Source organism: Acinetobacter sp. NigerLNRRAM0016, assembly GCF_054112845.1.
The window spans coordinates 26,324-49,736 of the sequence record NZ_JBSYVT010000022.1; the positions used below are offsets into that span (position 1 = coordinate 26,324).

Genomic DNA, 23,413 nt, shown 5'->3' on the forward strand with positions numbered 1-23,413 from the left:
TGATTAACATCCGAAATTAGAAAAAGGATAAGATAAACCCACTTGCAAAGAGATCATTATCTATGGCCCTAGATCAAATTTGGAAACAGCAGCTCACTTTAGTGACTTATGGCAATGAATTTCTCACCAAAGAGCTGAGTTTTAATCGTTGGAGACAACATCCAATTTTTGATCAGCAGCAATTTACATTTCGAGATCTACTCTCACAACACTTATTGGCACAACATTTTCAAGTTTGGCTCGAAGGACTGAAAAAGCAAGGCACAAAACGCCTGAGTTTACACAGCTCAAGCCTGCTCAATGATGAACAAAACCCGAATGCAAATGTAGAATTACTTCCTTTCGCCCACTTCATGGTCAGCCATGAAGCCAATAAAAAAACTGCTTGGATTTTTGGTAAGGAATTGGCGGAATGGTATAACGCAGATAATGATTTTGAAGCCCCGGCTTCACAACAAAATCCTCTTCGTCATGAAACCTTTTGGCGCTTTGAACTCAGCGCTAAACTTGCCAAGCGCATTGAAGCAGACTTACAACGCCCGAATTGGGATGACATTCAAAGCTATACCCAAGCCGAACTCTTTAATAGTCCGCTTGCTCAAGGTTTTGTCGAACCAACACAGTCAAACCTGCCGTATTATGGTTATGCATCCAAGAGCATTGCTGAAAATGCTAGTGGCTTAGATTCACAAAAATTAGCGTTATTACCTACAGATTATCCAGCTGATTTTGCACATAGATCATTGTATCGACTTGAAGCCTTAGAAAAATGCCTACAAGACAAACTCCAACACCCGCAACATGAAGATGGCGCGCTACTCAGTGCTGATGAGCAACTCAACCTACGTCACTTTTCACAAAAACTAGAAGATCTTCAGGCTAAATTTATTATTAAAGTTGCCAATCATTATCAAACCGCACAGCTCACTCAAGTTGCCGTGAATAACCCCTTAGAAGGTGCTCCTGTTGCAACAGCAACATCTGCACCACATCCACATCACAAGATTGGTTCTTCTGCGGTTTTCAAACTGATCCTGATTACCATGGTGATTTGTATTGTGGCTTACTATTTCGGTTTATAAAAACCCAGAAAGCCACATAATGTGGCTTTCTTTCATTCATCATGAATCAATAGATCAATCCCTTGGCTTGAAATTTCTCATTCTAGCGTTTAGTGAAAGTATTGTGTGGTCGTATTCCATCAGGAGGTGATCAACAAATTAAAGGGTCGTATCTCAATGCGCACTTTATGCTCATCCGCATGCTGATTGATATAATGCTGTACCGCTACCACCTCTCCTTCTAACTGCGCATCAGGTCCATACATAATTTTGACCAACTCACCAATTCTTGGAATCATTTCTAGTTTTACAGTAATCCGTGCCTGATTCATACCAACAATCTCTGCAAGCATCGCCCCATTCCTTTTTATGATGACTTCACTCCATTAGGCATCCAAGCCAATCTAATTTAAAGCTTAATTATGTAATTCAAAGCACATGCCATCAGCATATTCAGAAATTAGAGACAATAAAAAAGACCGCATAAAGCGGTCTTTTTCAATCATCCGAAGACGATTAAGCAGCTAATGCGCCTTTAGCTTTTTCAGCTAAAGCAGCAAATGCAACTGCGTCATGCATAGCGATGTCAGCAAGTACGCGACGGTCGATGATTACTTGAGCTTTTTTCAAGCCATCGATCATGCGGCTGTAAGACAAACCGTTTAAACGAGCACCAGCATTGATACGCGCAATCCATAGAGCACGGAATTGACGTTTCTTCTGACGACGGTCACGGTAAGCGTATTGACCCGCTTTGATTACTGCTTGGAACGCTACGCGATAAACGCGTGAACGAGCACCGTAGTAACCTTTAGCACGAGCAAGAATTTTTTTATGACGGCGATGAGCCTGTACACCACGTTTTACACGAGCCATTTATAAATCTCCTTAGATGTATGGGCACATACGGCGAACTGAAGCAACGTCACTTACGTGAACCATTACACAGCCGCGTAACTGACGAATACGCTTAGCAGATTTTTTGGTCAAAATGTGGCGTTTGAACGCTTGTTTACGCTTGAAACCGTTTGCAGTCGCTTTGAAACGTTTAGCTGCACCACGGCGAGTTTTTAACTTAGCCATAACAACCTCTTTAAACACCTGTTCGGCACGTCTGCACCATTGCAAAAACGACCTGCAGGTAAGGAAGGCGCTATTCTAAATCATCTTTGTACAAAACAAAAGCAAAAACCGTATTATTTAGGCAATAAATCCACGCATAACATTAAAGGTATTTTTAATATAAAAATCATAATAATTCAGCATCGCAAGGATCAATAAACACTACAATAATCACATGACGATAAAATACCAAGATTATGAAGCCAACCCCTGATGCTTTCGCGGCATTAAGATATCGCGATTTTTCAATTGTGACCTTAAATCAATTCTGCCTCACCCTCGCTATTCTGATTCAAGAAATTATTGTGGCGTATTCCCTATATAAAATCACCAAAGATCCACTGACTTTAGGCTTTATCGGGCTTGCCGAAGCTCTCCCCTTTATTGCCTTGTCACTCTGGGGAGGTTACTTCGCCGATCGCTTTAATAAACAAAGCATCATGAAAATTTGCTTATTTTTCGCAGTCCCGCTTCCACTGGTTTTATGGGGCTTATTTCACACCTTTGGCTTAGGACACATCGGTGTCACAACGCTGTCTTGGGGCATTTATGCCGTAATTTTTGGTTTAGGCACCATTCGCGGTTTTTACAATCCTTCGGCAACATCCTTAAAACCCTTTTTAATACCTCGTGAACTGTATGCCAATGGTGCTACATGGACCACCATTGGTTGGCAGAGTGGCGTCATTTTAGGTCCGATGTTAGGTGGCTTCATGTTGGCCTATTTGGGGCGTGAAACCAGTTTACTCAGCGTTGCCGTATTACTCAGCATTTGTTTTCTGCTGATTAATTTATTGCAAAAGCGCCGCTTTCCCAGCATTGAAACCGAGAACTTATGGGCAAGTTTGGGAGATGGTTTCCGCTTTATCTGGAAAACCAAAATTGTATTATGGGCCATTTCACTCGATCTGGTATCCGTACTCTTTGGTGGTGTCATTGCCTTATTGCCTATTTTTGCAGAAGACATTCTTAAAATAGGTCCTGAAGGTTTAGGCTATTTACGTGCAGCACCATCCATTGGGGCACTCATCACCATGATTGCACTCACCAGATTCCCTCCGACCCATCATGCTTGGCGCAACATGTTGCTTGCTGTGGCTGGTTTTGGTGTTTTCACCTTGGTCTTTGCTTTTTCCAACCATTTCTGGCTCTCCCTATTTGCTTTAGCCATGACTGGTGCCTGTGACAGCATTTCGGTTGTGGTACGCCAAACCATTTTGCAAATTTACCCACCCGAAAATATGCGCGGACGTGTGGCTGCGGTCAATGGCATGTTCGTATCGTCAAGCAATGAACTTGGTGCATTTGAATCTGGTCTAGCCGCCAGATATATGGGCACGATTATGGCGGCTGTGTTTGGTGGATGTATGACCCTGCTGGTGGTCGGGCTCAGTTGGTCAAAAACATCTGATCTATTTGGAGTTGATATCACTCAAGGAAAAGATCAATAAAACATGAATTTAGACTTGCCAGTATTTCTAAATCAGGAAATACTGAGCAACAATTCAGCCACCATTATGCATGAGCATTCTTGAACGAATGTCCTAATTGATCTTATGAAACAACTGCTTTGTTTTTCCTTGATTCTGAGCTTCCCATTTGTACATAGCTATAGCGCAGAAAAAGCCAGCACCTCACAATTGGCAGTCCAAAAAAGTACGGCTTTACCTGCCCATTTAACGACACGTATTCAATGGACCTCTTTCCCTCAACCTCAATACAACAATGAGGATTTAAAGGGACAGAATCGCGCAGCCATCTTGCGTATTTATGCAGATGAGACTGGAAAAATTACACAAGCCAGTGTTCAGGAAAGTACAGGACTAAAAAACTTAGATGAGGTTCTGATTCAAGCGGTACGCAAGGCACGTGTACAACCTTATACAGTGGAAGATACCACGCTACCCATTATTGGCTATCAAACCTTTAGTTTAAATTTGGAACAAGAACAGGCTGAATGCAACTACGGCTTTAATTCTAAAAACTGGCTGGCACAACAACAGCAACAAAAAGTGAAGTTCTCTTACACGAAGCAACCACACCTTGAACTCAACCGTGATGATTTGAATCAGCATGACCGCAATATCAAGTTTAGCTTTAAAGTCGATAAACACGGTGATGTAAAAAAAGTCAAAATCAACCAAGGCTCTGGTCTTTATGCACTCGACCAAAATATCATCCAAGCCGTGAGGAATAGCCAAGTTGCGGTAAAACGTAGCGCCTCTACCTTATGGCTTTATAAAAAATCTAGCTTTAAAGACGAAATCCAGTTCAAGCTAAACCATTGTTCTTAAGTAATTCAGGGAGGAGCTCTTCCTCCCTCTTTATGATTGCGATAGATTTCGGGTTGTGCTTCATGACCACTTCAAGCTAACTTTAAATACTAGAACCAACCAATAAAAACACAATACAGCACCACATAGCGCCCCGTTTTCGCCAGTATCACCATCAACAAAAAACGAATGAAGTTTTCTTTTAACAATCCTGCAATTAACGTAATCGGATCTCCGATAATCGGCACCCAGCTTAACAGCAGTGACCAAAAACCATATTTTTGATATATAACTTGTGCTTGCAGCATTTTTTGTTCAGAAACAGGAAACCACTTTTTGTGCTTATAATGCTCAATCTTGAAGCCCAAATACCAATTTACACAAGAACCCAGAACATTTCCTAGACTCGCCACAGCAATCAGCACACCAGCAGAATGACTGCCCTCTGCCAGTAAACCCAACAACACTGCCTCAGACTGTAAGGGCAATAAAGTCGCAGCACCAAAAGCCGAAAGAAACAAAAGCCCCAAAGCCCACATACGATTATGAAGACAAGCCTAACTTTTTCTTGGTCGAACGATATTCATAAGCTGACCAAATAAATGTGAAGATCAATAACACACTGCGTGCCAGCGTGTATTTATCGGAAATCGGCTCAATGGCTGCACGCAAGATGGTTTGATTCTTGGTATTTAGTAATTCCACAATTTTTTGAACATGCACGGCTTCTGCAACGAATAACATACAATAGCCTGCTATTCCCACAATAATACTGATATAAATTTTAGGATTCGCTTCAATGATGCGGGTTAAATTCAAAAAAAATGCTTTCATCACAACCTACTGACTTCCAAATATGGAAATCACAAAAAATGCTGGGTAAGTGGCAGATATTAACATAATGAAGGTATCCGCCAGAGAACGAAAATCTTCCTTTCATAGCTCAGATACAAAAAAAGACACAAGCCATCATCAAAGCGAATAAATACCAAGGAAAAATAGAGATTTCCTTAAATCTTTAAAACCCATCAAAAGCCAAGCCCTGCATTCTAGAAAAATTATGCTCAAGAAGTGATAAGTGCTGTATAACTTAATAAACTCTTGATATAAATTTTGTTTTTCTTAAAAGACTCAACGTCAAAAAATATACTTCCTTGTGGAGGTTTATCATTCACCCCCACACTGGATGTTACACCTGAATCGCCAATGCTCTTTGCACAGCAGGACGCACAATTAAACGTTCATAATATTCTTGCACATTCGGATAATCTTCCAATAGAATCTGCTGCCATTCATGACGCGCAATCCACGGCAAGATTGCCATATCCGCAATTGAATACTCACCTGCAACATATTGCTGCCCAATCAACTGTTTATCCAAAACCCCATACAAGCGTTTGGTTTCATTGACATAACGTGCAGCAGCATAAGGAATATGCTCTGGTGCAAAACGACTAAAATGATGATTTTGCCCCAACATCGGCCCAAACCCACCTTTTTGCCACATTAACCACTGTTCAACTTCAACTCGCGCTTGCTCATCCGTCGGATAATACAAGCCTGTTTTACGTCCCAAGTATTGTAAAATTGCACCCGACTCAAACACCGAAATTGATTCACCATTCGGTCCATCCTGATCCACAATGGCAGGAATTTTATTATTCGGAGAAATTCTCAAGAAATCAGGCTGGAACTGATCATTTTCCGAAATATTGATGGGAAAAATTTGATATTCCAAGCCCATTTCTTCTAATGCGATGGTAATTTTATGTCCATTGGGTGTACCCCAATAATATAAATCAATCATTTTTACCCTATCTTTTTACTTAGCTTGATTGAATGAAACTGTAGTTATAACATGCTTTTTCTTGCTACAGCAGTCTCAAATGATGAATTTCACCTTTGACGATATCCATAAAATCCAGATTTAATGAGCTTAAATTCTCTTTCTTTTCTGCAAAAAAAAGCACTGCCAATGCAGTGCTTTTTTTCAAACGGAGGATTACTTTTTCTTTTTCGGTCCAAGTAACATACCCATTTGACGGCCTTCCATTTTTGGTGCTTGCTCTACAATACCAACTTCAGCCACGTCAGCTTCAACTTTTTGTAATTGAGCCAAACCTAACTGCTGGTGAGCCATTTCACGACCACGGAAGCGTAATGTGATTTTTACCTTGTTGCCTTCTTCAAGGAACTTGATAATTGCACGTAATTTTACGTTGTAATCACCAACATCCGTTGCAGGGCGGAGTTTGATTTCTTTAACCTGCACTTGATGTTGTTTTTTCTTCGCTTCTTTCTGCTTTTGCTTCAGATCAAACAAATGCTTATTGAAGTCCATGATTTTACAAACAGGTGGTTCAGCATTTGCCACGATCTCTACAAGATCAAGGTCAACACTTTCAGCAGCGCGCAATGCATCTGCCAAGCTCACAATACCTTTTTGCTCACCATTTTCGTCGACAAGACGAACTTCTTTCGCACGAATTTCATCATTCAAAGCAGGACGGTTTGATTTGTTACCGCCCTGTTGATTACGGTCAGGCTGTTTAATCGCTGTTACTCCACAATGTACCGGCCGCGTTCGGCAACGGCTGCTTTTACTAAGTCAACGAAAGCGTCGATTGACATAGTACCCAAATTTTTTCCAGAGCGGGTACGCACGTTCACTGTACCTTCCTCTACTTCACGGTCGCCAAGGACCAATAAGTATGGAATACGCTCTAATGTACGTTCACGAATCTTAAAGCCGATTTTCTCATTTCTCAAGTCGGAAATCGCGCGAATACCGCTTTCTTTAAGTTTAGCAACGACAGACTCACAAGCATCAGCTTGTGAATCAGTAATATTCATCACACATGCTTGTACTGGCGCTAACCATGGTGGCATAAAGCCCGCATAGTGTTCAATAAGTATACCAATAAAACGTTCAAAACTGCCAAGAATTGCGCGGTGCAACATCACAGGTTGATCACGATCATTGTCTTCTGTGACATAAGAAGCATCTAAACGTTCTGGTAAGTTAAAGTCACACTGAATTGTACCACATTGCCATACACGGCCTAAGCAGTCTTTTAGCGAGAATTCGATTTTCGGACCATAGAATGCGCCTTCACCTGGTTGAAGATCCCAAGCCAGACCCGCAGCATCCAAAGCATCAGCCAGTGATTTCTCAGCCATATCCCAAAGTGCATCATCACCGACACGCTTTTCTGGACGAGTCGACAATTTCATTTGCACTTCTTCAAAGCCAAAGTCTTTATAAACATCTAAAGTCAGTTTAATAAAGTCAGCAACTTCAGCACCGATTTGTTCTTTGGTACAGAAAATATGCGCATCATCTTGCGTAAAGCCGCGTACACGCATAATGCCGTGCAATGAACCAGATGGCTCGTTACGGTGACATGAACCAAACTCCGCCAAACGGATTGGCAAATCACGGTAAGATTTCAAGCCTTGGTTGAACACTTGCACGTGACATGGGCAGTTCATTGGTTTGACTGCATAGTTACGACTTTCAGAATGGGTCGTAAACATATTGTCCGCATAGTTTGCTGCATGACCCGATTTTTCCCACAACGTAAAATCTACGATTTGTGGTGTTTTAATCTCAAGGTAACCATTGTCTTGCTGAACTTTACGCATGTATTGTTCAAGCACTTGGTAAATGGTCCAGCCATTTGGATGCCAGAACACCATACCCGGCGCTTCTTCTTGCATATGGAACAGGTCTAAAGCTTTACCAATTTTACGATGGTCACGCTTTTCTGCTTCTTCAATGCGTTTGATATAAGCCGCTAGCTGTTTCTTGTCTGCCCAAGCTGTACCGTAAATACGCTGTAACTGTTCATTCTTCGCATCACCACGCCAATAAGCGCCTGACATTTTAGTAAGCTTGAATGCTTTTAAAAATTTAGTATTTGGTACGTGTGGACCACGACACATGTCCAAATAATCTTGATGGTAGTACAGGCCCATTTGGGTTTCTTCAGGCATGTCTGCAATCAAGCGCAATTTATAATCTTCACCACGCGCTGTGAATTCTGCAATCACCTCATCACGTGGTGTCATTTTTTTAATGACGTCGTAATCTTGATCGATGAGCTTTTTCATACGCTCTTCGATCGCTGCCATGTCTTCTGGCGTAAATGGCTTTGCACTGAAAATATCGTAATAGAAGCCATCTTCAATGACTGGACCAATCACCATTTTCGCTTCTGGGAAAAGCTGCTTAACCGCATGACCCACCAAGTGCGCACAAGAGTGACGGATGATTTCTACACCTTCATCATCTTTAGGCGTAATAATTTGCAGCGTCGCATCTTCGGTAATTAAATCCGATGCATCCACTAAGCGGTCATTCACACGACCTGCAACTGTATTTTTTGCAAGACCAGGACCAATGCTTAACGCAACGTCCATCACAGATACGGCTTGATCAAACTGTTTTTGATCGCCATTTGGCAAAGTGATAATTGGCATAAAAAAATCCTTAAGGAGTGATGCCCCGTACCATGGAGCATGTCACCGCGAGATTATGATCGAGGCAGAACCTCAAAAGATAAAAACGGTGTATAAAAACTGCTAAGAATTTTACACGTGTTCAGGGTTGGATAAAACCTTTTCCCTCTATAAATCTCATCCCAATCAGAAAATTGTCATTTTTTATGCATTTGAAGCCTTTAGAATGATTTTTAATAGTGATCTCATAAATCTCTATTTTTATCCGCAGTAGTTCTGTCTATTGACAATAAAGATTAAAAAATAAACACACATTCTACTTTTTCATATATGATTGAATTTAATCACATTTATGAATTTAGATTCATTAAATGATGATTATTCATTATTTTTACATAAAATTCATAATCTTATAAATAAACACTCACTCGACTAAAGCATAAATGCATGTCGATTCTGAAAGGCTTATCTTTAAATCATCGATGATAATAAATATACATGGAGTTATTACATGGTCGCTGCCTATGATGAACTACCGCGCACCCCTGCAAACTTTGTTGCGCTTTCACCACTTCGCTACTTAGAACGCGCGGCTTATATTTATCCGCATCAAGATGCGATTGTTCATGGCAAGCGACACATCAGCTGGCGCGAAACCTACAACCGTTGCCGTCAGTTTGCACATCAGCTGCAAAAACTGGGCATTGGTAAAAACGACACGGTGTCCGTGCTGTTGCCAAACATTCCTGCCATGATTGAAGCACATTTTGCGGTACCGATGATTGGTGCGGTACTCAATACCTTGAATACGCGCTTAGATGCTAAGACCATTGCCTTCATGTTGGAGCATGCCGAAACCAAAGTCCTCTTGGTCGATCCTGAATTTGCAGCACTCGCCAAAGAAGCTTTGAGTTTAGTTTCTCATTCCATTTATGTGATTGATGTCGATGATGAGGAATACGAACAGTGTTTCTCGACCCCGATTGGTCAAATTGAATATGAAGACTGGCTTGCAGAGGGTGATGCAGAGTTTGAATGGCATTTACCCAATGATGAGTGGGATGCGATTAGCCTGAATTACACCTCAGGTACCACGGGTAATCCTAAAGGCGTAGTGTATCATCATCGCGGTGCGTACATTAATGCCGCCAGCAACATTATTGCTTGTGGTATGACGCCGCGTGCGACTTACCTATGGACCCTGCCTCTATTTCATTGCAACGGTTGGTGTTTTGCATGGACCATGGCGGCCAATGGCGGTACCAATATCTGCTTGCGTAAAGTTGATCCTGAACTGATCTTTAAACTGATTGCTGAACATCAGGTCGATTATTTCTGCGGTGCTCCGATTGTATTATCGATGATGATTAATACACCTGAACAGAAGCAAATTAAATTTGAACATCGTGTTGAAGTAATGGTGGCTGGTGCAGCACCCCCTGCCGCCATTATTGAAGGTATGCGCAATATCGGCATTAATGTCACCCATGTTTACGGACTGACCGAAACTTATGGTCCGTCTGCGCTCTGTGCATCGCAAGCGGGCTGGAGTGAACTCAGCATTCAAGAACAAGCTCAACTGCATTCGCGTCAAGGTGTGCCTTATCCACTCCAAGACGGCATGAAAGTACTTGATCCAGAAACACTAGAACCTGTACCCAAAGATGGCACCACCATGGGTGAAATCATGTTCCGCGGCAACATTGTCATGAAAGGTTATCTGAAAAATCCTGAAGCTACGGCAGAGGCCTTTAAAGGCGGATGGTTCCATACTGGTGATTTGGCTGTTTGCCAACCCGATGGTTATGCCAAAATTACTGACCGCTCCAAAGATGTGATTATTTCAGGGGGCGAAAACATCTCCTCCTTAGAGGTTGAAGAAGTGCTGTATCGACATCCAGCCATTCTGACGGCTGCTGTGGTTGCCAAACCAGATCCACGCTGGCAAGAAGTCCCTTGTGCCTTCATTGAACTGAAAGAAGGAAAATCTGTGACTCCAGAAGAAATCATCAGCTTCTGCCAAGAACATCTCGCACGTTTTAAAGTGCCGAAAGATATTGTGATCACTGAAATTCCGAAGACATCGACAGGCAAACTACAGAAATTTGTGCTGCGAGACTGGGCAAAAGAACGTGCTGTTGGTGAGTTTAGTTAAAATTGTATACGGGTTTTAAAATTTGAATCTACGATCTCAATACCAATAAAAAAAGCACTTCAAATGAAGTGCTTTTTTTATTCAACCCGATCAGTTATCAGAAAGCAAAGCAACCTGCTGAACATAGTTAAATAATTTGAGTTTAGACTCAGCCAGTTCAGCCTCACTCATCTCTTTGGCCATATCGCGGTGAATACGCAAAGTATGCTGACGGATGGTATGACGTTCTGCGGCATTATACACTTTACAGAATTCATTAATGATCGGATCACCATCTTTAATGATACGATCGACCCAGCGCTGCAACTGCGCTGTTTTCTTCGCACCTTGCTGTGGCGTTAAATACGACAAGATCACAGTTTCATCTTCATTACGCAACAACTTGCCTACACGTTGAAATTGGCGACGACGTGCTTCATGCGAGGTAATGGTTTGCGCATCCAAGATGGCGTCAATCAAACGCTCATCCACAGGAAGTTGCTGAATTTGTTTTGGACTCAGTTGCGCCAACTGTTCACCTAAAGCAGCCATACGCTGGACTGCTTTCTTTTGTTCGGTTTTACTTGCACGTCCTTCTAAAGTTTCGAAGTCTTCGTCAGTAAAACGGTTCGGTCGACGTGCCACGGTTAATCTGCCTCGTAAAATTTTGCTGCAAATAGTGCTTGAACTTCAGACAGTGCTTTTTCTTCATCTGCCCCATCAATCACTAAACGTAAAGTGGTGCCTTTACCTGCGCCAAGCATCAGTAAAGACATAATGTTTTTCGCATCGACCAATTTATCACCTTTTCCAATTTGAATAGATGACTTGAATTTGGTGGTTACTTCAATGAGTTTGCCAGATGCACGCGCATGTAACCCTAGTTTATTAATTACGTCAACAGTTGTGTCAATCATGACCAGTGCTTCATTTCTCGATGTAGGACCTGAATAGACCAATTTTCCTCAAGGGCTTTTTTCAGTCTATCCACAATATAAACAGAACGATGCTGTCCACCTGTACAGCCAATTGAGATCGTCATGTAGTGACGATGCCCCTCTGCAAATGCAGGCAACCACTTGTCCAAAAAATGATAAATGTCTTTAAACATTTCATTGGTCTGTGGGCTTTGTTCTAAAAAATTTTGTACGGGTATATCTAAGCCAGAATATTTCCGCAACTCTAAATCCCAATGCGGATTGGGTAAATGACGCACATCAAAGACATAGTCGGCATCTAAAGGAATGCCGTGCTTATAACCAAATGACTGCAAAATCACAATTAAGTTATCGGACTGTCCAAGTTTAGACAATAAAGTATGCTTCAAATCATGCACACTTTTATCCGTTGTATCAATATGTACTGTGGAACGCAATTGTATCGGAAGTAATAAGGTTTTTTCTTCCTGTATACATTCATTCAAACTTTTAAAACGATTGGATAACGGATGCGGACGTCTTGAAGCACTAAAACGTGCAATCAACTCCTGATCACGCGTGGTCAAATAAATAATATCGACCGTCCCATGCCTTAACAACAGCTCGAAAACATGATCGAACTCTTGTAAGTCGGCACGGGTACTGCGGACATCAACCCCAAGTGCAAGCTGCTCTAGATTATTTTCATGATCGAGCTTCTCGACAATCTCGGGCAACAATGCCAAAGGCAAATTGTCAATGCAGTAATAACCTAAATCTTCCAGTACCTGCAATGCAGATGACTTACCTGAACCAGATTGTCCTGTCACAATCAAAATGCGCTTCATGGCAAAGCTATTCCTTGATGTTTTATGCTGCAGTATGCTTAACCTGCAAATTATCGATAAGTCGGGTTGTGCCTAATTTCGCCGCTACAAACAACACAAGATCCTGATCAAACTGATCAATCGCTTGCAAGTTTGGTGTACGTGCTTCCACATAGTCCACAACAAGACCTGCTGCTGTCAATGCGGTTTTAATATTCTCTAACACTTCTGATAAATCAGTGCCTTGCTGTAACTCTGCTTCTGCCTTTTTCAAACTTTGGAAAATCACAGGTGCAGTTTTACGATGCTCTTCGCTCAAATAGCTATTGCGTGAACTTAAAGCCAAGCCATCTTCAGCGCGGGCAATGGGCACACCAATCACTTCCAGTGGAATGTTCAAGTCACGTACCAACTGGCGAATCACCGCCAACTGCTGAAAATCTTTTTGTCCAAAAAAGGCATAATTGGGCTGCACAATATTGAACAATTTGGTGACCACCACCGCCACGCCATCAAAATGACCTGGACGCTGTTTACCACACAAATCATCCGTAATATTTGAAACACTGATATTGGTTAAACGTGGCTGTTTGCCGTACATTTGCTCCACTGATGGTGCAAAAATAATATCACAACCAACATCTGCTAAAAGCTGACTGTCTTGATCCAAAGTACGTGGATAATTATCAAAGTCTTCATTTGGTCCAAATTGAATTGGATTGACGAAGATACTGACCACCACCACATCACAAAGTTTTCGTGCTTCGCGCACAAGGTTCAAATGCCCTTGATGCAAATTCCCCATAGTCGGCACAAAACCGATAATTTTTCGCGCAGTACGAGCTGGTTGTAATGATGCAGCTAAGCCTTGTATTGTTGTTTCAGTCTTCATGTTACAGCTCTACTTGAAAAGTATGTTCTTTGGCTGGAAAGGATTGATCAAGCACCGCTGCATGATAGGCTTTAATTGCATCTAAAATTGCAGTTTCCCCTGCTTGCTCTTTCATAAAATTACGTACGAATTTCGCCACACGTCCGAAAGTCAAACCGAGCATATCTTGCACAACCAAGACTTGTCCATCGGTTTCCACCCCTGCACCAATCCCAATCACAGGAATATGTGGGAAGCGCGCGGTCACTTCTTGACCCAACTGTGCTGGCACACACTCAAGCAATAATACTGCCGCACCCGCATCCACAACAGCCTGACAATCCGCAATTAGCTTATCTGCCGCTTCACGTGAACGTGCTTGTAGCTTATAGCCACCCAAAACATGTACGGATTGTGGAGTTAAACCCAAATGTACACACACTGGAATGCCGTTACGGGTCAACACTTCAACGGTTTCACTTAACCAAGCACCACCTTCAATTTTGACCATCTGTGCGCCTGCTTGCATCACAGTTTTGGCATTCACCAAGGCATCATTGAGTGTCGCATAAGACATAAACGGCAAATCGGTCATGATCAACGCATGTTGATTCCCACGGCGTACTGCCGCAGTATGGTAAGCCATATCTTCAACGGTTACTGGTAAAGTTGAATCACGACCTTGAATCGCCATTCCTAAAGAGTCACCAATTAAAATCGTATCAACTTCAGCAAGTTCCATCGCTTTTGCCATACTCGCATCGTAGCAAGTTAAGCATGAAAACTTACGTCCATCTTGTTTAAATTGTCTTAAGTCACTCAGACTAATCATGAGATGTTCCTCTCTAGAAGTTCCTAGAACATACCTTTAGTGATTAAATATTGGCCCAGTTTTGATCAGCAACTTCAGTTAAAGTCGTATGCTGCAATAAAGCCAAGCGATCTAATCGGTGTCCCTGAATATGTAAGTTTGGGTCTAAATCCAGTAAGGGAATAACCACAAAATCGCGCTCTAAAATGCCAATATGTGGCACAGTCAAACGTTCATGTCGAATCTGCTCATCACCATATAGCAAGACATCCAGATCTAAAGTACGCTCACCCCAACGGCGCAGACGTACACGCCCAGCTTCCTGCTCAAATTGCTGTAATTGATCCAGCAAACTTAATGCAGACAAGTCTGTTTCCAAGCGGGCAACCGCATTCAAATAATGCGGTTGATCTTGAGGACCCATGGGTGGGCTTTGATAGAGTTTAGAAGTTTGAACCGAGCCTAAGCTTGCTAATTTTTGAATGGCTTCAGTCAGGATTTGACGTGAATCACCCAAATTACTGCCTAAGCCGATATAGCTGACCATCTTCATTGTGTTGGCCCAAAAATCACTTGGCTTAAATCGCGTTTCACCCGTTTTCTTTTCATAATCGGATGATCCTGACCGAGGTCAGATGGACCTTGGCTGGTCACAATTTGCGAGGTGGTTTCCGTTGCTTTGGCTTTTCGGCTGCGACGACTACGGCTTTCCTGCTCTTGAACCAAAGGCTCAATTTCCACACTGGATTTCGTTTCAGGAACATCTTCATGGGTCGCGGCTTTACGACGTGTTTTAGCGCGCTGACGGTTATATTGACTGATCGCACGCTCTTTTTCGTCCGTCGACATCAATTGATAAGCATCCCACCAACTACCCATCGCTTGTGTAGTGCTATCACCAGCTTTTTCACGCAGCAACAGGAAGTCAAATCCTGCACGGAAACGTACATGATTCGACAGTGCCTCAATTTGTTGTGGTTTCGGGCTGAGTAAACGGGTTTGCATTTCCCAGACTTCCCGAATAAAGGTTTCCGCAAAACGAGGAATTACCGTACGTGTCGCTTGACGCTTCAGCACATCCAGCCCCGCTTGGGCACGTGCTTCAGCTGGCACCACACCTTTTTGCAGATAAAAATCACAACGTTCTAAGAAGGGTTTCCACAACAACACCGCGTAGAAAAATGCAGGGTTGATGGTTTTACCAATTTGAATGCGTTGATCAGTATTTTTTGCGGCACGTTCAATAAACGGCGTAATTTCAGGACGAATCTCTGCAAATAACTGACGCCAAATGCCAAAGTCAATCAACATTGGCAACACTTGGTATAGGTGCCCCATGGTAAACAACTTTTGCGATTCATCATAAAGACGGTGCGGTGAAACATCACGCAAAAGTTGCGTCCGTTCAGGGGTAAAAATTTCGAGAATCTTTGGATCAATACTGAATTTTAATTTGGCAGAGAAGCGCAATGCACGCAGCATGCGCACTGGATCTTCCTCGAAACGTAACTGAGGATCACCAAGTAAACGTAAAGTACGGCTTTGAATATCTTCTACTGCATGACAGAAGTCGAGCACAATGCCTTTACGTGGCTGGTAGTAAAGCGCATTGATTGAGAAGTCACGACGGGCAAAATCTTGCTCAATGGTGCCCCAATTATTATCACGCAGGATCATCCCAGCTGCGGAAGTCACTGCTTTTTTAGGTGGTGCACGGAATGTCGCAACTTCAATCAGTTCGCGCCCAGAATAAACATGAGCCAACTCGAAACGACGACCAATAATACGGCAACGACGACCGAACACTTCTTTAATTTGTGAAGGTGTGGCATTGGTTACGGCATCATAATCTTTCGGATTAAGGCCTAACATTAAGTCGCGAACACCGCCCCCTACGATATATGCTTCGTAGCCTGCCTTGGTTAAGGCATCAATCACATCAAGAATTGAAGCAGGTAATTGAGCGGTGGATAAACCACATTTTGACGCGCGCAAAGTTTGCAAAAGACGCTGTCTCCTACGCCTGAACGTAAAATATCTAAGATGGTGCTAATCATATCTCTAACACAATCAAAGGGCAATTTGATTATCTCAACACAATCGTGAATATTGAGTATCAATCCTCCAAAAGCAAAGTTTAGAGAGCTAATCGGTCTTTATTTTTCTGCAGCAGTTTCGGTCCAATCCCTTTGATATTCTGCAACTCATCAATGCTTTTGAATTTTCCATGTTGCTGGCGATACTGCAAAATCGCTTCTGCCTTTTTCTCACCAATGCCCGATAATTGCTGCAATTGCTCAGTGTTCGCACTGTTTAAACGGATTTTATTACCCGATGCAGGAGTGAGACTCGGCTTGGATAAGTAATAATTTGCATCACTGTTAGATGAACCGAGTCGAGCATCTTGAGCCTGTTGTTGGGCTTTCCAATTCAAATATTGCTGGTCAAAATTTTGTGCGCTGGCAGGCTTCAATCCCAAAACCAGCACGATGAAAAACGTGACAAATCCTACAATACGATGTGCATTAAAATTCAGCTGCATAACATGCCTATATTTATTATCAAGTCATAGTTTTTTCGCCTGCTCCCATAGTTGGTCCATTTCAGCCAAAGACATCTGCGCTAAGGTTTTATTTTGCAGGTGTGTCTGATCTTCAATGTAAGCAAAGCGTGTTCTAAATTTATCGATGGTGCCTAACAGCGCGATCTCATTATTAACGCCTAGTTTACGTCCAACATTGATTAAAGAAAACAAACAGTCGCCAAATTCTGCCTGTATTTCATCGAAATTTTGTTGTTGCATGGCTTGTTGTAATTCTTCCAATTCTTCTTCTAATTTGGCATAGGCATCTGCCACATTAGGAAAATCAAAACCAATCTGTGCAGCATTTTTTTGGATCTGCTCTGCTTGTTGCAAGGCTGGACCATGTTTAATCTGATCTAAACGTGCTTGCGGCTTGCCCTGTTTCTCTTGCTGTTTGATTTGCTTCCACAGGGTTGATACTTCTTCTGCGGTCAACTGATTAAACTGTTCAGCCTGAAAAACATGTGGATGACGACGAATCAGCTTTTCGGTAATCCCCTGCACCACGTCCTGAAAATTAAAAGCCCCTTGCTCGCTGTACATTTGCGACTGAAACACCACTTGCAGTAACAAATCCCCCAGCTCTTCCTTGATATGCTGCACATCGCCCGAACGTACAGCAGCCTCGACTTCATAGGCTTCTTCAATCGCATAAGGCGTTAAACTATTGGGCGTTTGCTTTTGATCCCATGGGCATTTTTCACGTAATTCACGCATCACCGCCAATAGCTGTTCCATCTCTGACTTGCTCTCTATTCAAAATTTAAAAAACATCGATAAAAAAGCCTGCTCTAGGCAGGCTTTTGAATGCGCTTAATTCCCTTGAATTAAACGACGGGCACTGATAATCCCGGGTTGCTGCTCTAAGCGTGCCAATAAACGTGACAACTGAGCCAAACCTTTGACCTCAATTAACAGCTTCATATTGGCAATACCGTCCGCTTCGGAAATGGTATTCACCTGACGGATATTAATCTGATCAGAGAAAATCACTTGGGTCAGATCTTTCAGCAAACCACGACGGTCATAGGCTTCCACCACAATCTGCACACTTTGACCGCGGGTTGGCTGCATTTCCCAATCCGCTTCGACTGCACGCTCAGGTTCCTGACCGATCATACGCACGTAGTCTGGGCACGCCACTTTATGGATGCTGACCCCTCGATTCAGAGTGATATAACCGCCAATCGATTCACCATGCACGGGTTGACAACATTGTGCAACATGCAGTTCCACATTGTCCAAGCCATCAATCAGAATCCCATGTGCCGACAAGGTATGACTGGCACGTGGATTCAAAGCAGGCTTGAGCACCAGCTCAGGCTCATCCTGATCCAGATGCATATGACGATTGACCTGATTCATCAAGGCATGCAGGCTAATATCACCGCTGACCAAGTTGATCAGAATGTCATCCCCTGTTTTCACATTAAAGTGATTACAGTAGTCGCTTAAATCGATACTTTTAGGATGAATGGCCAGACGCGAAAGTTCTTTGTTTAGAATATCGCGACCAATTTCAAGATTCTTACTGCGATCTTGCTGACGGAACCAATGGCGTAACTTGTCACGCGCCCGTGCAGTCTTGATATAACCCAACGAGTTCACCAACCAGTCACGGTTTGGCTCACGGTCTTTCTTGGTTAAAATCTCAACTTGCTCACCCGTTTTTAAAGTATAGGTCAGCGGTACATAGCGTTGGTTTACACGTGCGGCATAACACTTGTTCCCTACTTCAGTATGCACATGGTAGGCAAAATCCAGCACGGTCGAACCACGTGGCAATTCTTTAATATCACCGTCACGGCTAAACACATAAATTTTTTCAAAATCTTCAAACTCTTGAATCTGTTCAAAGTTTTCAGAATCTTCATCTTCTTTGTGCGCGCTGGCATCATTGCGCTCTTGGTAGTGTTCCAAGACTGAACGTAATGAATGTAAACGATGATTGAAAGAACGGTCAGTGGTTTTCGCGCCTTCTTTATAATTAAAGTGCGAACAAACCCCGAGCTCTGCTTCTTCATGCATATCACGAGTACGGATTTGTACTTCCAGTGATTTGTTTTCCGCAATCACGGCAGTATGCAATGAGCGATAACCGTTGGCTTTCGGGTTGGTAATGTAGTCATCAAATTGATGCGGAATATGTCGCCAAATTTGATGCACAATGCCCAACGAGTGATAGCATTCCGGAACCGACTTCACCAATACACGTACTGCACGGATGTCATACAGCTGATCGAAGCTCAGATTCTTACTTTTCATCTTACGATAAATCGAATAGATGTGTTTGACCCGACCATTGATCTCGGCTTCAATGCCATGCTCAGCCAATTCATTCTTGAGCTTATCAATCACGAACTGGATATAGTGTTCGCGCTCTAAGCGCTTTTCATTCAGTAAAGATGCAATTTCTTTATAGCGTTCTGGTGCCAGATAACGGAAGGCTAAATCTTCCAGCTCCCACTTTAATTGCGCAATCCCCAAACGGTGTGCCAAAGGTGAGTAAATGGTGAGAATTTCTCGTGCCACACGCTCTTGGCGCTCACGCGATGATTTAGCCAATTCACGCAACGCATAGGTACGTTCCGCCAGCTTAATCAGGACAACACGAACATCTTCAGTGACTGAAATCAACATCTTATAGATACCAGTCAAATGTTCACGCTGATCATTATTAAAATGGTCTTCTAAACGTTTATTTTGTTCAATCAGCTCGGAAAGCTTACCCATCGACAGGGTACCTTTGACCAAGCCATAGACTTGTTCGCCAAAATGTTCTCGTACAAAATCAATGCTCATGAGTCCTTCACGAACACTGCGGTACAACATTGCAGCAGAAAGGGTATCTTCATCGACATGTAAATGCGCCAAAATATCAGCCATTTCAATACCCGTATAAAAGGTATTCGATCGATGATTGGTGGTGGACTCTAACTCTTTTTGCAGCGTCTCTTTGGCAACTTCTTCGAGTTGCTTGAGCGCTGCCCCGTCTAAAATGCTGCGTACTCGATCTAACCATTCGGCTAAATCCAGCTGAGCTTGTTCGGCATGCTCTACAGTCGCTTCCTCAGACAACTCGTTGAGTCGTCCAGGCAATTGCTCACGTACTGTGACCATACCCTTCTCCTACGAAATGATCATTCATATTATAAATCGTTTATCTCTTTTTCTTGCTCAAATAAGGCAATTGATTCGACATGTTCAGTATGCGTAAACATATCCATCACACCCGCCTTTTTTAATCGATAGCCATGTTGTGCCAAAACACCCGCATCCCTTGCCAGTGTTGCTGGATTACATGATACATAAACGATTTTTTTTGCATTAAATTTAGGAACATAATGCATTACCTCTTCCGCACCAGAGCGCGGAGGGTCTATCAATAATGCATCAAATCCCTGTTTTGCCCAAGAATGATGCGAAAAATCTTTTGTTAAATCTTGTGAAAAGAACTCAACATGAGTCATAGCATTGCGACGTGCATTGTCTTGCCCACGTTGAACCATTTCATCACTTCCTTCGACCGCAATCACCTGTCCTGTCGGTCCAACACAACGTGCGAGGGGTAAAGAGAAGTTGCCAAGTCCACAAAAAAGATCCAAAACGCGATCACCTTGTTGCAGCTGAAGCAATTCACATGCCAGCTTGACCATTTGCGGATTTACAGTTGAGTTCACCTGCGTAAAATCGAGTGGACTAAAACTAAAATTCACATCAAAGTCAGGTAAAGCATAATGTAAACGCATTTCAGCCTGTGCCTGATCCACACGTTCTAAACTGTCTGGACCTGCGGGCTGCAAATACAATTGCCATTGTTTCTGTAACGTAAACTGTTTTAATTGGTTGACATCATGGTCCGATAATTTTTCTGTATGGCGAATCAGTAAGGCAATATCCTGTTCACCCATTGCCAATTCTATATGCCCAATCGCGGCTTTGGCTGTTAGACTTTGGAGTAACTGTTTTAAACGGGTAATTGAACCAAAAGCCTGATCCAGTACCAGACAGCGGTCAATCGACGTCAGTTTATTACTTTGCTTTTCACGAAATCCCACAATCAATTGATCACGCTGCGGAAAATAACGCACCCCAATTCGCGCTTTACGGCGGTAGTCTTCTCGTAATGAACGAATCGGTGCCAGCCATTCTTCAGGCTGTAAACCTGCAAAATGCTGTAAATGAGATTTCAGTACATCCTGCTTGAAACGAATCTGCTCGTCTTTTTCAATATGTTGCAAACTACAACCTCCGCAGACATGAAAATGCGGACAAGCGGGCTTCTCTCTTAAGCTTGATGGCGTACCCAAAACTTCGATGCAATCCGCTTCTTCTAAGCGCTTATTGCTATGCGTGATTTTGGCACGAACAGTTTCCCCAGGGAGTGCCTGAGCAATAAAAACTTTCTTGCCGTGCTTTTCAACAGGGTGTGCGGCATCCGTACCGTAGTGGGCAATTCCACGTCCTTCATGTGAAAGTGTCTCAACCTGAAAAGTATAAATCGGTTGCTGACTTGGACGGGTATGCTGACGATGCTTCATGAAAACCTAGTTTGAATGGTGAAAATCGGATGCTGTAAATTCAGTCTGCAATGACGTTTGGCGCCAAATATTCAGAAAATCAGCATGTTGTGGATGAGACTGTAACAACTGAATGCTCGCCTGAATCCAAGCCTGATGCTCTTGCTGCTGTAATTGACCTTTCAATAACAACCAGCGTAAATAGATCAGCCATGTATTTAATACATCGCCCTCACAATAGCCAGTTAAATCCTGCCATTGTTGTAACCGAACATATTCGGGCACATGATAACCACCATCGCCCCGCTTCCCAGGGAAACCTAAAAGATGGGCAACATCATCCAGTTTTTGGAAATGGCGCAAATTAAACATCGCCATCACATCCATTAAATCGACATGACGCTGATGGTAGCGATTTTGGTAGTTATTATACTTCTTCTGATGATCAATCTCACCTTGATCGAACAGGCTTGATGCAGACAAACCATGATACATGGCACGGAACAGAATCACGGGCAAATCAAACTGCGAACCATTCCAGCTCACCAAAGTCGGATGCTTCTTATCAAAAATCGAGAGAAATTTCTTTAAGATCTCAGCTTCTGAATACTGTTCCCGACTAAACGAAAACAGTTTCATCGCCCCCAGCTCATCAATCCACAAACCTGAAATACAGACAATTTCATGTAAAGCTAAGCGTTGAAAGTCCATCCCTGATTCTTGGCGACGCAACTTGGTGAGTGCCTGCTGCAAATCTGCTTCGGGCAAGTCCAGACCATAAAGATGCGCCCCAGACTTTAAGTCCGTCATGGTTTCAATGTCAAAAACAAGAACAGGTAAGCGCATCTTTAGTCTCTATAATCAATCTTAAATTATTCAGGATCTTGTACTGAGAACAAGCCTGTTGATAGATAACGGTCACCACGGTCACAGATAATGCAGACAATCACCGCATCTGGATTTTCTTCTGCAATACGTAGGGATGCCCACACAGCACCACCCGATGACGTTCCCGCACTGATGCCTTCTTTTTGTGCCAGTTTACGCATGGTTTTTTCCGCTTCAATTTGCGGAATATCCATAATGCGGTCAATGCGGCTGCGATCAAAAATGGTCGGCAAGTATTCTTGTGGCCAACGGCGAATGCCAGCAATGCTGGAACCATCTTCAGGCTGTAAACCCACAATTTGAATGTCGGGATTTTGTTCTTTTAAATATTTGGACACGCCCATAATGGTGCCCGTCGTACCCATGGCACTGACAAAATGCGTGATCTTGCCAGCGGTTTGTTGCCAAATTTCTGGACCTGTGGTCAAGTAATGTGCCTCGACATTATCTGGATTGCCAAACTGATTCAGCACTAAACCTTTGCCTTCAGCTTGCATCTGCAAGGCCAAATCACGTGCACCTTCCATACCTTGTTGCTGAGTGACTTCAATTAACTCGGCCCCATAGGCACGCATGGCATCTTTACGTTCTTGGCTCATGTTGTTTGGCATGATCAGTTTCATCTGATAGCCGCGCATTGCCGCAACCATGGCCAAGGCAATGCCCGTATTACCACTGGTTGCCTCAATCAAAGTATCCCCAGGTCGAATTTGTCCACGCTTTTCTGCCTGCATAATCATGTTATAGGCTGGACGGTCTTTGACTGAACCCGCTGGGTTGTTGCCTTCTAATTTTGCCAAAACCGTGGCTTGCGTGTGACTTGCTAGACGTTGTAAACGCACCAGCGGTGTTTTTCCTACATAGTGGTCCAACAAAAATTCATCTGCTTGAAAATCGGGGGTTGTGTTACTCATGGTGTGTACCTTGATCGAGGTGCGGGTATT

Annotated in this window: 25 protein-coding genes; 4 read left to right on the forward strand and 21 right to left on the reverse strand. The window is 42.9% G+C overall.

Annotated features, from left to right (window positions below):
* Positions 1-62 precede the first annotated feature (62 nt).
* Positions 63-1,082, forward strand: a complete 1,020-nt coding sequence (locus tag ACWQ4X_RS13440; RefSeq protein ID WP_457903992.1) for a hypothetical protein — start codon at positions 63-65, stop codon at positions 1,080-1,082.
* Positions 1,083-1,201: 119 nt separating this feature from the next.
* On the opposite strand, the gene ACWQ4X_RS13445 is transcribed toward ACWQ4X_RS13440, so the two are convergent.
* The 3 genes from ACWQ4X_RS13445 to rpmI all read right to left on the reverse strand — a co-directional run bounded on the left by ACWQ4X_RS13445 (position 1,202) and on the right by rpmI (position 2,144).
* Positions 1,202-1,414, reverse strand: coding sequence for a hypothetical protein (locus tag ACWQ4X_RS13445; RefSeq protein ID WP_161934412.1), 213 nt, complete (start codon positions 1,412-1,414; stop codon positions 1,202-1,204).
* Between the two features lie 163 nt (positions 1,415-1,577).
* A complete protein-coding gene (gene rplT, locus ACWQ4X_RS13450; protein ID WP_004675688.1) occupies positions 1,578-1,937 on the reverse strand; it encodes a 50S ribosomal protein L20 in 360 nt (119 codons plus the stop codon).
* A 12-nt stretch (positions 1,938-1,949) separates the two neighbouring features.
* Entirely contained in the window at positions 1,950-2,144 is a 195-nt protein-coding gene (rpmI, locus tag ACWQ4X_RS13455; RefSeq protein ID WP_001096359.1) for a 50S ribosomal protein L35, read from the reverse strand.
* Positions 2,145-2,380: 236 nt separating this feature from the next.
* Between rpmI and ACWQ4X_RS13460 the strand changes: the two genes are divergently transcribed.
* Both ACWQ4X_RS13460 and ACWQ4X_RS13465 read left to right on the forward strand, forming a co-directional pair.
* Complete coding sequence (locus ACWQ4X_RS13460) at positions 2,381-3,634, forward strand: MFS transporter (protein ID WP_457903993.1); 1,254 nt, start codon at positions 2,381-2,383, stop codon at positions 3,632-3,634.
* 105 nt (positions 3,635-3,739) lie between these two features.
* A complete protein-coding gene (locus ACWQ4X_RS13465) occupies positions 3,740-4,477 on the forward strand; it encodes a TonB family protein (RefSeq protein ID WP_457903994.1) in 738 nt (245 codons plus the stop codon).
* A gap of 89 nt (positions 4,478-4,566) precedes the next feature.
* On the opposite strand, the gene ACWQ4X_RS13470 is transcribed toward ACWQ4X_RS13465, so the two are convergent.
* The 5 genes from ACWQ4X_RS13470 to thrS all read right to left on the reverse strand — a co-directional run bounded on the left by ACWQ4X_RS13470 (position 4,567) and on the right by thrS (position 8,938).
* A complete protein-coding gene (locus ACWQ4X_RS13470) occupies positions 4,567-4,995 on the reverse strand; it encodes a YqaA family protein (protein ID WP_457903995.1) in 429 nt (142 codons plus the stop codon).
* A gap of 4 nt (positions 4,996-4,999) precedes the next feature.
* Complete coding sequence (locus ACWQ4X_RS13475) at positions 5,000-5,293, reverse strand: hypothetical protein (RefSeq protein WP_457903996.1); 294 nt, start codon at positions 5,291-5,293, stop codon at positions 5,000-5,002.
* 352 nt (positions 5,294-5,645) lie between these two features.
* A complete protein-coding gene (locus ACWQ4X_RS13480) occupies positions 5,646-6,263 on the reverse strand; it encodes a glutathione S-transferase N-terminal domain-containing protein (protein ID WP_457903997.1) in 618 nt (205 codons plus the stop codon).
* A gap of 195 nt (positions 6,264-6,458) precedes the next feature.
* Positions 6,459-7,010, reverse strand: a complete 552-nt coding sequence (infC, locus tag ACWQ4X_RS13485; RefSeq protein ID WP_100242083.1) for a translation initiation factor IF-3 — start codon at positions 7,008-7,010, stop codon at positions 6,459-6,461.
* A 5-nt stretch (positions 7,011-7,015) separates the two neighbouring features.
* The gene (thrS, locus tag ACWQ4X_RS13490) at positions 7,016-8,938 is read right to left on the reverse strand and encodes a threonine--tRNA ligase (RefSeq protein WP_457903998.1); all 1,923 of its coding nucleotides are present in this window, start codon (positions 8,936-8,938) and stop codon (positions 7,016-7,018) included.
* Positions 8,939-9,428: 490 nt separating this feature from the next.
* Here thrS and ACWQ4X_RS13495 point away from each other — a divergent pair, with 490 nt between their 5' ends.
* Complete coding sequence (locus ACWQ4X_RS13495) at positions 9,429-11,072, forward strand: acyl-CoA synthetase (protein ID WP_457903999.1); 1,644 nt, start codon at positions 9,429-9,431, stop codon at positions 11,070-11,072.
* 90 nt (positions 11,073-11,162) lie between these two features.
* Here the strand turns inward: ACWQ4X_RS13495 and yjgA are convergent, their stop codons facing one another.
* The 13 genes from yjgA to cysM form a co-directional block, all read right to left on the reverse strand.
* Positions 11,163-11,696, reverse strand: coding sequence for a ribosome biogenesis factor YjgA (gene yjgA, locus ACWQ4X_RS13500; protein ID WP_142767852.1), 534 nt, complete (start codon positions 11,694-11,696; stop codon positions 11,163-11,165).
* A gap of 2 nt (positions 11,697-11,698) precedes the next feature.
* On the reverse strand, positions 11,699-11,968 hold the full coding sequence (locus ACWQ4X_RS13505) for an HPr family phosphocarrier protein (protein ID WP_100242079.1): 270 nt from the start codon (positions 11,966-11,968) through the stop codon (positions 11,699-11,701).
* Entirely contained in the window at positions 11,965-12,816 is an 852-nt protein-coding gene (gene rapZ, locus ACWQ4X_RS13510; RefSeq protein WP_100242078.1) for an RNase adapter RapZ, read from the reverse strand. Before rapZ ends, ACWQ4X_RS13505 begins: the two co-directional genes overlap by 4 nt.
* 22 nt (positions 12,817-12,838) lie before the next feature.
* Positions 12,839-13,687, reverse strand: coding sequence for a pantoate--beta-alanine ligase (gene panC, locus ACWQ4X_RS13515; RefSeq protein ID WP_457904000.1), 849 nt, complete (start codon positions 13,685-13,687; stop codon positions 12,839-12,841).
* A 1-nt stretch (position 13,688) separates the two neighbouring features.
* On the reverse strand, positions 13,689-14,498 hold the full coding sequence (gene panB, locus ACWQ4X_RS13520; RefSeq protein ID WP_457904001.1) for a 3-methyl-2-oxobutanoate hydroxymethyltransferase: 810 nt from the start codon (positions 14,496-14,498) through the stop codon (positions 13,689-13,691).
* Positions 14,499-14,541: 43 nt separating this feature from the next.
* Complete coding sequence (gene folK / locus ACWQ4X_RS13525) at positions 14,542-15,030, reverse strand: 2-amino-4-hydroxy-6-hydroxymethyldihydropteridine diphosphokinase (RefSeq protein ID WP_457904002.1); 489 nt, start codon at positions 15,028-15,030, stop codon at positions 14,542-14,544.
* Complete coding sequence (gene pcnB, locus ACWQ4X_RS13530; RefSeq protein WP_457904003.1) at positions 15,027-16,481, reverse strand: polynucleotide adenylyltransferase PcnB; 1,455 nt, start codon at positions 16,479-16,481, stop codon at positions 15,027-15,029. Before pcnB ends, folK begins: the two co-directional genes overlap by 4 nt.
* 133 nt (positions 16,482-16,614) lie before the next feature.
* The gene (locus ACWQ4X_RS13535) at positions 16,615-17,019 is read right to left on the reverse strand and encodes a ComEA family DNA-binding protein (RefSeq protein ID WP_457904004.1); all 405 of its coding nucleotides are present in this window, start codon (positions 17,017-17,019) and stop codon (positions 16,615-16,617) included.
* A gap of 24 nt (positions 17,020-17,043) precedes the next feature.
* A complete protein-coding gene (gene mazG / locus ACWQ4X_RS13540) occupies positions 17,044-17,799 on the reverse strand; it encodes a nucleoside triphosphate pyrophosphohydrolase (protein ID WP_457904005.1) in 756 nt (251 codons plus the stop codon).
* A 75-nt stretch (positions 17,800-17,874) separates the two neighbouring features.
* Positions 17,875-20,181 (reverse strand): RelA/SpoT family protein, encoded by a 2,307-nt coding sequence (locus tag ACWQ4X_RS13545; RefSeq protein ID WP_142767845.1) that lies wholly within the window; start codon positions 20,179-20,181, stop codon positions 17,875-17,877.
* Positions 20,182-20,210: 29 nt separating this feature from the next.
* Positions 20,211-21,602: a 23S rRNA (uracil(1939)-C(5))-methyltransferase RlmD gene (gene rlmD, locus ACWQ4X_RS13550; RefSeq protein ID WP_457904006.1), complete on the reverse strand. Its 1,392-nt coding sequence runs from the start codon at positions 21,600-21,602 to the stop codon at positions 20,211-20,213.
* Positions 21,603-21,608: 6 nt separating this feature from the next.
* Complete coding sequence (locus tag ACWQ4X_RS13555) at positions 21,609-22,427, reverse strand: 3'-5' exonuclease (protein ID WP_100242069.1); 819 nt, start codon at positions 22,425-22,427, stop codon at positions 21,609-21,611.
* Positions 22,428-22,453: 26 nt separating this feature from the next.
* On the reverse strand, positions 22,454-23,383 hold the full coding sequence (cysM, locus tag ACWQ4X_RS13560) for a cysteine synthase CysM (protein WP_161934399.1): 930 nt from the start codon (positions 23,381-23,383) through the stop codon (positions 22,454-22,456).
* Positions 23,384-23,413 lie beyond the last annotated feature (30 nt).